This window comes from Halobacteriovorax sp. RT-2-3, from assembly GCF_047085075.1.
GTDB lineage: Bacteria > Bdellovibrionota > Bacteriovoracia > Bacteriovoracales > Bacteriovoracaceae > Halobacteriovorax_A.
This window is the reverse complement of the sequence record NZ_JBKIYF010000003.1, coordinates 652,156-665,025: the sequence shown is the minus strand read 5'-3', so window position 1 is coordinate 665,025 and position 12,870 is coordinate 652,156. Positions and strand designations below refer to the sequence as shown.

General features: G+C 36.3%; 11 protein-coding genes. 10 read left to right on the top strand and 1 reads right to left on the bottom strand.

Features of this window, described 5'->3' with window-relative positions; translation table 11 throughout:
- The first annotated feature begins 6 nt into the window (after positions 1-6).
- The 6 genes from atpA (at position 7) to ACMAYX_RS13765 (ending at position 6,498) form a co-directional block, all read left to right on the top strand.
- The gene (gene atpA / locus ACMAYX_RS13790) at positions 7-1,515 is read left to right on the top strand and encodes a F0F1 ATP synthase subunit alpha (protein ID WP_103218615.1); all 1,509 of its coding nucleotides are present in this window, start codon (positions 7-9) and stop codon (positions 1,513-1,515) included.
- A 17-nt stretch (positions 1,516-1,532) separates the two neighbouring features.
- A complete protein-coding gene (gene atpG / locus ACMAYX_RS13785) occupies positions 1,533-2,405 on the top strand; it encodes an ATP synthase F1 subunit gamma (protein ID WP_103218616.1) in 873 nt (290 codons plus the stop codon).
- Positions 2,406-2,415: 10 nt separating this feature from the next.
- Positions 2,416-3,834 (top strand): F0F1 ATP synthase subunit beta, encoded by a 1,419-nt coding sequence (gene atpD / locus ACMAYX_RS13780; RefSeq protein WP_103218617.1) that lies wholly within the window; start codon positions 2,416-2,418, stop codon positions 3,832-3,834.
- A 52-nt stretch (positions 3,835-3,886) separates the two neighbouring features.
- Positions 3,887-4,297 carry an ATP synthase F1 subunit epsilon gene (atpC, locus tag ACMAYX_RS13775; RefSeq protein WP_158246914.1) on the top strand — a complete coding sequence of 137 codons (411 nt, stop codon included), beginning with the start codon at positions 3,887-3,889 and terminating at the stop codon, positions 4,295-4,297.
- A 99-nt stretch (positions 4,298-4,396) separates the two neighbouring features.
- Complete coding sequence (locus ACMAYX_RS13770; RefSeq protein WP_103218619.1) at positions 4,397-5,953, top strand: hypothetical protein; 1,557 nt, start codon at positions 4,397-4,399, stop codon at positions 5,951-5,953.
- Positions 5,954-5,994: 41 nt separating this feature from the next.
- Positions 5,995-6,498 (top strand): outer membrane beta-barrel protein, encoded by a 504-nt coding sequence (locus ACMAYX_RS13765; RefSeq protein ID WP_412470503.1) that lies wholly within the window; start codon positions 5,995-5,997, stop codon positions 6,496-6,498.
- A 63-nt stretch (positions 6,499-6,561) separates the two neighbouring features.
- Here ACMAYX_RS13765 and ACMAYX_RS13760 read toward each other — a convergent pair whose 3' ends face one another.
- On the bottom strand, positions 6,562-7,740 hold the full coding sequence (locus ACMAYX_RS13760; protein ID WP_103218621.1) for a patatin-like phospholipase family protein: 1,179 nt from the start codon (positions 7,738-7,740) through the stop codon (positions 6,562-6,564).
- A 78-nt stretch (positions 7,741-7,818) separates the two neighbouring features.
- On the opposite strand from ACMAYX_RS13760, the gene ACMAYX_RS13755 reads away from it, so the two are divergent.
- From ACMAYX_RS13755 to radA, 4 genes are read left to right on the top strand one after another with little or no spacing between them, the layout of a single operon-like run.
- Positions 7,819-8,133, top strand: a complete 315-nt coding sequence (locus tag ACMAYX_RS13755; protein WP_146037886.1) for a hypothetical protein — start codon at positions 7,819-7,821, stop codon at positions 8,131-8,133.
- A complete protein-coding gene (locus ACMAYX_RS13750) occupies positions 8,105-9,592 on the top strand; it encodes a hypothetical protein (protein ID WP_103218622.1) in 1,488 nt (495 codons plus the stop codon). The genes ACMAYX_RS13755 and ACMAYX_RS13750 overlap by 29 nt, the downstream gene beginning before the upstream one ends.
- Before the next feature lie 30 nt (positions 9,593-9,622).
- Entirely contained in the window at positions 9,623-11,500 is a 1,878-nt protein-coding gene (gene ligA, locus ACMAYX_RS13745; protein WP_412470999.1) for an NAD-dependent DNA ligase LigA, read from the top strand.
- A complete protein-coding gene (gene radA, locus ACMAYX_RS13740; RefSeq protein WP_103218624.1) occupies positions 11,500-12,870 on the top strand; it encodes a DNA repair protein RadA in 1,371 nt (456 codons plus the stop codon). Before ligA ends, radA begins: the two co-directional genes overlap by 1 nt.

The window sequence follows — 12,870 nt, the reverse complement described above, 5'->3', positions numbered from 1 at the left end:
TAAATGATGTCAATGAATCCAGAAGAAATTACGAGCATTATCAAAGACAGAATTGCTAACTTCGAAACTAAACTTCAAGTAGACGAAGTAGGTACAGTTCTTACTGTTGGTGATGGTGTTGCTAGAGTTTTCGGTCTTAAAAACGTAATGGCCGGAGAGCTTGTAGAATTTGCTACAGGTACAAAAGGTATGGTTCTAAACCTAGAAACTAACAACGTTGGTGTTGCTATTCTTGGTGATGATCCAAAAATCACAGAAGGTTCAACAGTTAAAAGAACTCAAAAGATCGTTGAAGTACCAGTAGGTGACGCTCTTTTAGGTCGTGTTGTTGATGCTATTGGTAATCCAATCGACGGACAAGGTGAAATCGTTTCTGAACACTCAAGACGTGTTGAAATTAAAGCTCCAGGTATTCTAGGTAGAAAATCTGTACATGAGCCACTTCAAACAGGTATTAAAGCTATCGACGCTATGATCCCAATCGGACGTGGTCAACGTGAGCTTATCATTGGTGACAGAAAGACAGGTAAAACTGCTGTTGCAATCGATACAATCATCAACCAAAAAGGTAAAGATGTTGTATGTATCTACGTAGCTATTGGTCAAAAGAACTCAACAGTACGTCAAGTACAACAAAAACTAAAAGAAGCTGGTGCTCTTGATTATACAATCATCGTATCTGCTACTGCTTCTAACTCTGCACCTCTTCAGTACCTAGCACCATATACTGGTTGTACAATGGGTGAGTACTACAGAGATAGCGGTAAGCACGCACTAATCGTTTATGATGATTTAACAAAGCAAGCACAAGCATATCGTCAGCTTTCACTACTTCTTAGACGTCCACCAGGACGTGAAGCATTCCCAGGGGACGTTTTCTACTGTCACTCAAGACTACTTGAGCGTGCGGCGAAACTATCTGATGACCTAGGAGCTGGTTCACTAACTGCACTTCCAGTTATTGAAACTCAAGAAGGTGACGTTTCTGCATATATTCCAACAAACGTAATCTCGATTACAGATGGTCAGATCTTCCTAGAAGGTGACCTTTTCAACTCAGGTATCCGTCCAGCTGTTAACGTTGGTATTTCGGTATCACGTGTTGGTGGTTCTGCTCAGATTAAAGCAATGAAAAAAGTTGCTGGTACATTAAGACTTGATCTTGCTCAGTACCGTGAACTTCAAGCTTTCGCGGCTTTCGGTTCAGATCTAGACGAAGCTACTCAAAAACAACTTTCAAAAGGTGAGAGACTTGTTGAGCTACTTAAGCAAGCACAATATTCTCCATTTGATGTTATCGATCAAACTGTATCTGTATACGCTGGTACAAAAGGTATGTTCGATTCAGTACCTGTTGATAGAGTAAGAGATGCTGAAAAAGATCTTCTAGATCACCTAAATACTTCTCACTCAGATCTTATGAGTTCACTAAGATCAGAGAAACAAATCTCTGGTGAGAATGATGGTAAATTAGCAACTGCAATTAAAGAATTTATTGCAAGTAAGAACTACTAATTAATTGAGGAGCCATAATGGCAAATATTAAGGATCTTAAAAAGAAAATCAAAAGTACTAAGGGTACTTTAAAGATTACGGAAGCTATGAAACTTGTTTCAGCTGCAAAGCTAAACAAGGCTCAGAATGCTATTCTGAATGCGCGTCCTTATGCAAATGAATTAGAAGATTCAATTAAAACAATTTCTGCTTTAGTAGAAGGTTACAATCACTCTTTCTTAAATAATAACGAATCTAAGAAAGAAGTACTTCTTGTAATCTCTTCAAATAAAGGTCTTTGTGGTGGTTATAACTCTGGTCTTGCAAAAGCTGTTAAGGCTTATATTGCAAACCATGAAGATACAAACAACCTTGAAGTGCACTTTATTGGTACTAAGGTAAAAGAACTTGTTGTGAAACTTGTTAACGCTGGTGAATCATACGGTTTTGAAAGAACTGAACCACAATTTCATGAAGTTCAAACGATTGCTAATAAGCTTTCAGAACTTTTTGCAACTGGTGAAGTAGGAAAGGTAAGTGTTGCTTACAACATTTTCCATTCTGCAATTCAAATCGAGCCAACAGTTAAACAAGTACTTCCAATGACTCTTGATTCATCTGAAAGAGATGAGCTAAAGGAAAAGTATCCGTTTGATTTCAGATACAACCCTGGTGCGGAAAGTATTTTAGATGGCCTAATCCCAGAGGCGTACACGAGTGCAATGTGGACTGCAGTATTAGATGCTACAGCAGCAGAGCATGGATCACGTATGTCAGCAATGGATAGTGCCGTTGGAAACTGTAAAGATGCAATTAGAACACTAACTATTAAAATGAATAAATTGAGACAAGCGGCGATTACAACTGAACTTATTGAAGTTGTATCTGGTGCTGAGTCCCTCAATGGTTAAGGAGCGTAGAATGTCACAAGCAAAAGGTGTTATTCGTCAAGTTATGGGTCCTGTTGTAGACGTTGAATTTGCTGATGGAAATTTACCGGAAATCTATAACGCCCTTTTAGTTACAAACTCAACAATCAACGACAAAGAAAATAACCTTGTTCTTGAAGTTGCAACTCACCTAGGTGATAACGTTGTTAGAACGATCGCTATGGACCAAACTGAAGGTCTATCAAGAGGTTTAGTTGTATCTGACACTGGTGCTCCAATTCAAGCACCTGTAGGTCGTGAATGTCTTGGTCGTATCATCAACGTAGTTGGTGAAGCGATTGATGAAGCTGGTGAATTAGGTAATAAAAAATCTTACTCAATCCACAGAGAAGCTCCATCATTTGAAAATCAATCAACAAAACTTGAGCCATTCTTTACTGGTATTAAAGTTATTGACCTTCTTGCTCCATACTTAAAAGGTGGAAAGATTGGTCTATTCGGTGGTGCTGGTGTTGGTAAAACAGTTCTTATTATGGAACTTATCAACAACATTGCTACTCAACACGGTGGTTTCTCTGTATTCGCTGGTGTTGGTGAAAGAACTCGTGAAGGAAACGACCTTTACGAAGAAATGAAAGAGTCTGGGGTTATCGATAAAACTGCACTGGTATACGGTCAGATGAACGAGCCACCAGGTGCACGTGCTCGTGTTGCTCTTACTGGTCTTTCTCTAGCGGAATACTTCCGTGATGAAGAAAAACAAGACGTACTATTCTTCGTTGATAATATCTTCCGTTTTACTCAAGCTGGTTCAGAGGTATCTGCACTACTTGGACGTATTCCATCTGCCGTAGGTTACCAACCAACTCTTGGTACTGAGATGGGTGCTATGCAGGAGCGTATTACTTCAACTAAAGATGGTTCGATTACTTCTATCCAAGCTGTATACGTACCTGCCGATGACTATACTGACCCGGCTCCAGCAACTACATTCGCTCACTTAGATGCGACTACTGAACTTTCACGTTCAATTGCTGAAAAAGGTATCTACCCAGCGGTAGACCCACTAACATCATCTTCAACAATTCTATCTCCAGCTATCCTTGGTGACGATCACTATGATACTGCTCGTTCAGTTCAACAGATCCTTCAAAGATATAAAGAGCTTCAAGATATCATCGCGATTCTTGGTATGGACGAACTTTCTGAAGAAGATAAAATTCTAGTTGGTCGTGCAAGAAAGATTGAGAAATTCCTTTCTCAACCATTCTTCGTTGCTGAGCAGTTTACAGGTATCCCAGGTCAATTCGTTGATATCAACGATACGATCAAAGCATTCAAAGCTATCCTAGCTGGTGAGTGTGATGAAGTTCCTGAGCAAGCTTTCTACCTTGTTGGTAACCTAAACATGGTATATGAAAAGTGGGAACAACTTAAGAAGGATGCTTAATAAGTAGCAAGTTCCATGGGGTAACCCATGGAACTACGCAAAGGATTAAATGATGAGTAACTTTGTTGTAAATATTCTAACGCCTAGCTCAGTTGTTGCGAAGAACGTACCAGCAGACTCTGTTTTCGTTCCTACTCTAAAGGGTGAAATCGAAGTTCTTGCAGGTCACACTCACATTGTTGAGAAGCTAGCTACTGGTAGCGTTGCTGTACATGGTGATGATTCGGAAAGATTTTTCACTGTTACTAACGGTATCGTAAAGGTTTTAAACGACCAAATTACTATCCTATCAATGACTTCTGAAGAAGATTGTCAAATTGATGAGGAAAGAGCTACAAATGCACTAATTTACGCTCGTGAGAAGCTGAAAGGTACTTTAACTGATGAAGATCTAGTTAAATTCCGTCGTAAGCTTGATAGAGCGCAACTTAGGTTACAACTAGTTAAGCAAATTTCGAAATAATAGATTAGGCCCTGGAAACAGGGCCTTTCTTTTTCTACTTCACTCGGCAAAATCTGCCACCTAAGTTCTAAATAACCTAATGATGCGAAAATAGAGCTAATGATTATTAGGTTTATTTGTATCTTTATTTCTTTATTAGTAGCTAATGCTTATGCATTAACAGGCGGAGATATAGTTACTCTTAAGCCAAAGAAATTTGACCTTAGAGAAACATTTGAACTTCACAAAAAATTTGTTCCTCCTATTGCTTATCAGGGTGAGGTGGAAACAGATGAGATTGTATTAGCAAGCTCAGGAGTACAAAAAGGCGCTAAGGTAAGTGGCAATATTAAAGAGAGTGATGATCTCGTCTTTTTTTCCTATGGTGCTCAAGACGCTAAGAAAGATGCAACTGCAAAAACTCCACAGTTTAAAGCACCAATAGTTAAAGGTGTATCTAAACAGGCTTTAGGGCCAAAGAATTATAAGCCTGTAATTGATTTCTCAAGCTTTATTCAGTCAGCTGCTCGTAAAAAGAAAGCGGTTTCTAATTTTAAAGTTAAGTTGCGTGAGTTTGGCGAGAAGGGTATTTCGAAAAATAATCTTACAGATTTTGATTTAGTACCTACATATAATTTAAATGAATTATTTACTGATTCTGGAACTGGAGAAGTTCTAATTCCGATATCTAGTGACGATAGTTTTTCTACATTTAGGGGCTCTATTGCTGCCAGAGATATAATTAGAACAAATTTTGAACTTAGCGCTCGAAGCGAAACGACCTTCGATATCCCTGTAATCAATTCTGATTATCTACGTAAGATCTTAGAGAGAAACAAAGTAAAAGAGCATAGTGGTGCACATATTCTAGTTGATTTAGGTGATAAAATAGATACTTCCACCTTTATGGGATCCTTTAAGAAAAAAGTATATCTTGATCGAAATTTCAAAGAAGTTGATCCTGGGGATTCATTTGTTTATGAACTCTATCTTGATGTTGAATTGGGTAATCACTTAATTAAGTATATGGATTTCAAAGGCAAAGTTGCGCAAAAAATTATTCATCTTGTTCAAGATGAAATTACTTACGAAGCGCCATATTTATTAGATGCAAAGGCCATTAATTTTTCTGTTTATGAAGAAAATTTGGCGGCCAAGACCTTACAATCAATGAACTTGAACGATAGCGATATTCGTTATTTTAATCGTGAGATCACTGCTTCTAAGGTAGGACTAAATCGCTATAAAATTCTTACCCCATTGCGGGACGCTAGTTTTAAACACTATATTGAAGTTGGCAAAGAAACTTCGGTCTTTGTTGGCTTTAATGACATTAAGAAGGTGGTGATACCTTCTATTGAATATATCGATTATTTGAAGGAGCTATTTCAAAACCGGGCGGATAATGGAGCTTGTGTTATTCAAGTTAATTTGAATAAGCCACTCGTTAGTTTTGAAGCTTATATTTCTTCGATAAGTCCATCAGGATCATATGATTTTTATTATATGGATAAAGATGGAACAGTTAGTGCTGAAATTACAGGCTTAACGGAGAAGGTTTTTATTATTTCTCATGATTATGGAATTTTGAATACGAAAATAGATTCTGGGGAAGGAAGTATTCAATACACGCAAAGTTTCTGTACTGAAGGTTTATATATTATTGAAAATATCTAGTTTGAGAGAATATTACTAGATTTATCTTATGAGGAGATTGTATGAAAAAGATTTTAGTTGCAATGATGATTATGATTGCTGGTTTCCAAGCGCAAGCTGGAATTTATGTTGAGCCGTACCTAGCGTATAATATTCTAGGTGATACTGATGGTGATGATACGACTGGTACAAATATTGGTGGCCGCCTAGGTTATTCACTTCCTATGCTGGTAAGTTTTGGACTTGATTACAATATGGGTTCATATACGGCTGAAGATAATACAGGTGACACTGATTTTGATACAACAAACTTTGGACTATTCGTAGCTGTTGATCTTCCTATCCTACTTAGAGGATATGCAAGTTATTACCTATCATCTGAAATTGATGCTGGAGCTGTAACTTTTGATGGTTCGGGAGTTGCTGTTGGTGTTGGTTTTACAATGCTTCCATTTGTTTCACTTAACTTAGAGTACCGTGCATTGAGCTATGATGGTGCTGGTGGTTTCCCAGACTTTGATACAAAAGAAATCTTAGTTGGTGTTTCACTACCACTTGATCTTTAATTAATAAAAGATTTTAAATATGAAGGCCCACATTAGTGGGCCTTCTTTTATTTCATTGAATTTTTAAGATTCGTATTCTTTATTATTAAATATTTCCATCGTTCGCTTGTAGCCAGCTTCAAGCATCTTAGTCATCTTCTTTGGATTTAAGCTGAAGATATCAGCGAAGAAGAGGTTGTAGTCATCATGCTTAGGAAAGATATCGATGAGTTTTACATCAGGATTAAAGTTTAGTTTTCGCTCAATAATTGATGTTATATGACGACGTTGTTCATTACTAAATTTTTCATTGAGCATATACTGATTTACAGTATCAATAATATCCTGTGCGGCTATACGTCTTGCTCTTGAATCAACAATTTTCTTTTGAATCATTAAGTAAATAGCCTGCGTACAAATGGCAGGAAGGCCATAGTTAGCAAGGGAGCCAATTTCATCTTGATAGTGATAAGGCGTATGGGTCCAGCTTGAAATGATATATTCACAACTATTATCAACGGCAACGTGAGTTGAAAGTGTTTCACGAATTTCACCATCAATATAGAAATCTGTCGTATCTGTAACAGTGTTATGAATTGGATAAGGCGTATAGAATGGCGGTACACTCATTGAAGCAGTTGCAGCCTCAGCAATTGGTATATCAGTATAGTAGTGTGCCGTCGGATCATGGCTAGGATTAGGGTAATTATAGCGAGAAAATATTGTCTTTCGCGAATTATCTAATTGTGTTGCAATGATAAAAAGATCCGCATCATAGTCATCGAAATTGTTCGATTTTATTACGTTTTCAATTATGTAGTCGTGCAGTCCTGTTGTGGAAAATAGTCCTGAGACTGTCATGATTGGTTTCAAAAGACTTTTGATAACAAGTGGAAAGCCATCCAATGGATCGTAGAGATTCGGATGGTGAGGCTTTAGACTAGGTCTCTTTAAAGAGAGCATGTCCTTATATGTAATTGGTTTCAAACCTGTTTTGTTTTTTTGAATAAAAGCTTCAATAACTTCAAGTGGTGAGTGACCCGAGGCTAAGAAGAGACTAATTAGAGCACCTGCACTTGAGCCAACATATGTTGATATTTCGTAATCTGGATTTACATCCGAATGATTGTGCTTAAATGTGAAACCAAGATCGTGAAGGGCCCAGCTTACTCCAAGGTGCCATGCGGCAGCCTTTACGACACCGCCAGAGAGAACTAAGGCAGTCTTTTTATTCCTGAAGTTTTCTATATCAACTCTGTTCATAAAAAAATTATACTCGAAATACGAATTTATGTATTGATAATTTTTGGCAAAGCACGTCAAGTTGGTTAAAATTAAGAAATGATTTGGATGGACATAAATGACTATTCATTGTTGAAGGGAATCTCAATATCAACAATTCGTCGCTACATAAAAAGAGATAAATTAATTTGGAAATTTGATCAGGGTAAATATCTGATTCAAATGAACGAGTGGGAATATAACGATTCACTAAGTGCATCGAACGCCATCGTATACCTAAAGCGTTTACAAGAAGAACATGAACTTCTTAAAAAAGAATTAATTAAAACCAAGCAAGAAAATAATGAATATAAAATGCTCGTAGATCTCTACGAAGGTCGTCTCAATGAAAACAATCAAATTACTTATAACTAGTTTACTTCTTATTTTAGCAGTTGATACTTTAGCTGCTCCAAGTGCTCGTCGTTGTATGATCCTACCTGTTAGAGATTCTGTCGGTGGCGCTCTTGGTTATGAAGTCTTTGCTAAAATAGAAGGTTATTTGAAATCTTCTCGTTGGTGTTACTACCAATACAACTCTGAAATTATAAATATCTTATCAAATTATAAAAAAAATCTTGATGCAGCTTTAGAGAACCCAAAGGTTTTAAAACTTGTTTCTGAAAAAACAAATGCAGGTTCATTAATCAAGGTTAAAATAGAAAGTCTTCCAAAAGGTGTTGCAGTAAATATGCAAATCTTTGGGGCCAATGGAAAAGATATCTACTTCAATGAAAAGATTGAGCTTAATAGTGATGATCCAGGACTAATTGCACAAACTGCAAATAATTGGCTTGATCAATATGAAAAACAAATCCCATATGATGCCCGAGTCTTAGGTGTTTTAGGTCAGCAATTTTCAATTGATCTCGGTAAAGATGCAGGAATTTTTACTGATTATGAAGTAAAAGTTGTTCGTCCAATGCGTCGTCGCAAGCACCCTCTTTTACAAGAGGTTGTTGATTGGGAAACGAAAACAATAGCAACTGGAAGAATTATTCACGTAGGTGAATCTTTATCACAAGTAAAAGTTTTACGTTATGAAGATAAAAGCTTAATTCAAGCTGAAGATTGGGTATTAATTTCTAAGAATACAAAAGATTCTGAAAAAAGAGACTTAAAGTATGATCCAGTCGAAGGAAATGATCGTACTTCTTCTTTTGGAAGATTAGGGGAATTTGGTCTTGCTCTAAAAATTGGGACAGGCTCAAATAATAACTCATCAATTTCAAATGGTACAAAATCAATTAATGGTGTGGACTTTGCAATTGCCTTTGACGGTGAACTTTGGGTAACGAGAAATTACTGGGTGGGCTTAGAGTTAGAAAAAGGTTTTGGAAAGTATTCTAAGGATGCTGGAAATCTTGTTTCAGATTCTAATTCAATGGATTCTTCTCGTTTTAGACTTCTATTTGGATATAAATACCTTCCGATGGGCTTTTTCTATGGGCCACAAGTCGATGTCTTTTTTGGTTATGGATCATATACTCATGGTTTTGATAATCAAGTTGCAGATGGTTTCACAGAAATTAATTTTAGTGGCCTATTAGTTGGTGCAAGAGCAAGTATGCCTCTTATTCGCGGTGTACGTGTATATTTTCAATTCGACTTCATGCTTGATCCTGGATACGAAGAAGATGTTTCGATCTTTGGTAGTGCAAAAGATACGAGTAACTTTCACGTAGCTGCAGGTGTCGAGTATAAGTACGGACCAAATATTAATCTCTATGGTGGAATTGACTACCTAAGTGATAAAGCTGAATTTGCAAGCGATGGTACGAAAGTAACTGTTAAAAACACGGCCTTAAAGGGCGGAGTGAAGTTTGCGTTCTAAAAAGACTTTCTAAAATTAGACGAGAATAAAATGAAGCGTATAAAAGAATTAGCAGATCAAATAAAGATCCATAAGGCATTATACTATGCTGGTAAACCAGAAATTTCTGATAGTGAATATGACAAATTAGAAGATGAGTTAAGAGAACTTGATCCTGAGAACTCTGTACTTAATTTAGTAGGCTCAACTATAACGTCACTTGATAAAGTGAAACATGATAAGAAAATGTTATCACTTGGTAAGACTTATAAGATGGAAGAACTTATTTCTTGGGCAAAGGAATACGAAGTTTTAGGAATCTATAAGGTTGATGGTGTTTCTTGTTCGCTTATCTATGAAGATGGTCATCTAGTTTTAGCAAAGACTAGAGGTGATGGAACTTATGGTGAGAATATCACTCAAAAAGTTCAATGGATGAAGGGTGTTCCTGGATCCATCTCTATTAAAGAAAGAATAGAAATTAGAGGTGAGATGTATTGTGATGAAGAATCATTTTTTCACCTTTCTGAAACGATGGTTGCTCAGGGATTAGAAAGGCCATCTTCTCAACGCAATATCGTAGCTGGGCTTGTTGGACGTAAAGAAAATATTAGTCTTTGTTCTTTTATAAATTTTAAAGCATTTGATTTAATCGGCATAGATTTCGATAAAGAAAGTCAAAAGTACGAGACTCTTAAAAAAGAAGATTTCGATATTCTAGAATATACACTTATGCATACAAAGAAAGATTACGAGTCTGCAATTGAAGACGCAAAAGATTTCATGGCCAATGGTGAATATCTTATTGATGGACTGGTCTTTGTATATAATGAAATTAAACTTCATGATGAACTTGGAGAAACTGCTCATCACCCTCGCTATAAAATGGCATTTAAATTTGAAGGGGAAACAGTACAAACAATTCTTAAATCGATAACGTGGCAAGTTTCTAGAAATGGAATCTTAACACCTGTTGGTGAAGTTGAACCTGTTTCAATTAGTGGAGCAGTTATATCCCGTGTGACATTACATAATTATGGAATGGTAAAACAACATAATTTAAAGGCCGGAGATAAAATTGAAATTATTAGGAGTGGAGAGGTAATTCCAAAGTTTTTACAAACTATCGAAGAATCTGAAAATGATTTCACTATTCCAGAATGTTGTCCTAGTTGTGAGTCAAAAGTAATTATCGAAGATATTCGCTTGTTTTGTAAGAATCCTGCATGTCCCGCTCAAGTAAAAGAAGCGATCTTAAATTTTATTCAAAAAATTGGAATCGATGATTTAAGCTCAAAGCGTCTTGAAGAGATGATTCGTAAGAAATTAGTTATGACAATCGAAGATCTCTATAAGTTAGAGATGGATCAACTTTTAACTTTGGATAAAGTAAAAGATAAGTTAGCAACTAAACTTCTAACAAGTATTGAAGGATCAAAGAAAGCTGATTTGATTACATTTATATCAGCTCTCGGTATTACTGGCGGAGCCTATAATAAGTGTGAAAAAGTTGTACATGGTGGGTTTGATTCAATTGAAAAACTTTTAAATATGAATGCAGATGAACTTGCAACTTTAGAAGGGTTTGCAGAAAAATCTGCAACAACTTTTGTAAACTCACTACAAGAGAAGAGAGATTTAATTAATAATTTGCAAGAATTAGGTTTCACATTTGAAGTAATTGAAGAAGAAGTTGGTACAGGATTGGCTGGTTTAAAAATTTGTATTACTGGTTCTCTATCACGTAAACGTAGCGATATCGAAAAAGATATTAAAGCAGCTGGTGGTACACCAGTTGGTTCAGTTAGTAAGAATACAGATATTCTTCTTACAAATGAAACAGAAGCTAAATCTTCTAAGTATAAGAAGGCATTAGATTTAGGTATTTCAATTAAAACTGAAGATGAAGTAATGGGAATGATTAGCTAATGGCCAAGAAAAGTAAAAAAGTTTTTGAATGTTCGAATTGTGGATTTCAAACTGCAAAGTGGATGGGTCGTTGTACTGACTGTGGTGAGTGGAATAGTTTTGTCGAAGAAACATTTACTCCAGTACAAGAGAGTATAAAAGTAAAGGCCGTAGGTGAAACAGCACCAAAGAAACTCAAAGAAATTGAAGTTGAAACTTATAATCGAGTTAGTACTGGTATTGGTGAATTTGATAGAGTTGTCGGTGGAGGACTTGTTCCAGGATCACTTATTCTCATTGGAGGAGAGCCTGGTATTGGGAAATCGACTTTACTGACTGAAATGTTATCTAAGCTTTCAGGACAACAAAGTGATCAGAGCTTTCTTTATGTGAGTGGTGAAGAAAGTGAAGGACAGGTTGCTGGACGTGCTAAACGCATGGGCCTTAAAAATGATTCGTTTTATATTTATAATGAAACAAACTGGCAAAATATTTTAAATCAAATTAAAAAAATTAAACCACGTTTTATGGTTCTTGATTCAATCCAAACGACTACTTCTAGTGAGCTACAATCGCCTCCAGGTACTGTTTCACAAATTCGAGAAGTTACATATGAATTAATGAATCACGTCAAAGCTACAGGGATTACTTGTTTTATCGTAGGTCATATTACTAAAGACGGTGCTATTGCGGGGCCAAAGATTCTTGAGCATATGGTGGATACTGTTATCTATTTTGAAGGTGATCAATTTGGTCATTATAGAATGCTTAGAGCAATCAAGAATCGTTTTGGAAATACAAATGAAGTAGGTATTTTTGAAATGCAAGAAGATGGGCTTAATGAAGTAAAAAATCCATCACAGTTTTTCTTGGATGATGATCTAGAGGATAGTTTTGGAAAAAGTTTAACTTGTATCAAAGAAGGAACAAGACCTTTATTTGTAGAAGTTCAAGCCTTAGTTGCAGAAAATAAATTTGGTAGTGGCCGTCGTACGACACAGGGACTAGATAATAATCGAGTAGCAATGATGGTTGCAATTATTGAAAAATATGCAAATATTCCAATGGGAATGAATGATATCTATGTGAATGTTGTTGGTAGCATGAAGCTTACAACACGTGAGTCAGACTTAAGTATTATCGCAGCATTACTAAGTTCTTATAAATCAAAACCAATTCCAAAAGATACTGTCTTTTTAGGGGAGGTTGGTCTTACTGGTGAAGTTAGGACTGTTCCTCATATGGAAATGCGAATTAAAGAAATGGAACAACTTAATTATAAAACGTTGGTTGCTTCACCGAAAGTAGCAAAAGACTTTGCTCAAAAATCAAAATTGAAAATTATTCCCGTAAGAAAAGTTACAGATATATTTAAAGTACTAGGGGACTAG

Bases quoted from the DNA above. Each gene is read 5' to 3' on its own strand.
- ACMAYX_RS13755 (WP_146037886.1), top strand. From the start codon at position 7,819: ATGATTTGGATGGACATAAATGACTATTCATTGTTGAAGGGAATCTCA.
- ligA (WP_412470999.1), top strand. From the start codon at position 9,623: ATGAAGCGTATAAAAGAATTAGCAGATCAAATAAAGATCCATAAGGCA.
- ACMAYX_RS13760 (WP_103218621.1), bottom strand. From the start codon at position 7,740: ATGAACAGAGTTGATATAGAAAACTTCAGGAATAAAAAGACTGCCTTA.
- ACMAYX_RS13750 (WP_103218622.1), top strand. From the start codon at position 8,105: ATGAAAACAATCAAATTACTTATAACTAGTTTACTTCTTATTTTAGCA.
- radA (WP_103218624.1), top strand. From the start codon at position 11,500: ATGGCCAAGAAAAGTAAAAAAGTTTTTGAATGTTCGAATTGTGGATTT.
- ACMAYX_RS13770 (WP_103218619.1), top strand. From the start codon at position 4,397: ATGATTATTAGGTTTATTTGTATCTTTATTTCTTTATTAGTAGCTAAT.
- ACMAYX_RS13765 (WP_412470503.1), top strand. From the start codon at position 5,995: ATGAAAAAGATTTTAGTTGCAATGATGATTATGATTGCTGGTTTCCAA.
- atpG (WP_103218616.1), top strand. From the start codon at position 1,533: ATGGCAAATATTAAGGATCTTAAAAAGAAAATCAAAAGTACTAAGGGT.
- atpD (WP_103218617.1), top strand. From the start codon at position 2,416: ATGTCACAAGCAAAAGGTGTTATTCGTCAAGTTATGGGTCCTGTTGTA.
- atpC (WP_158246914.1), top strand. From the start codon at position 3,887: ATGAGTAACTTTGTTGTAAATATTCTAACGCCTAGCTCAGTTGTTGCG.
- atpA (WP_103218615.1), top strand. From the start codon at position 7: ATGTCAATGAATCCAGAAGAAATTACGAGCATTATCAAAGACAGAATT.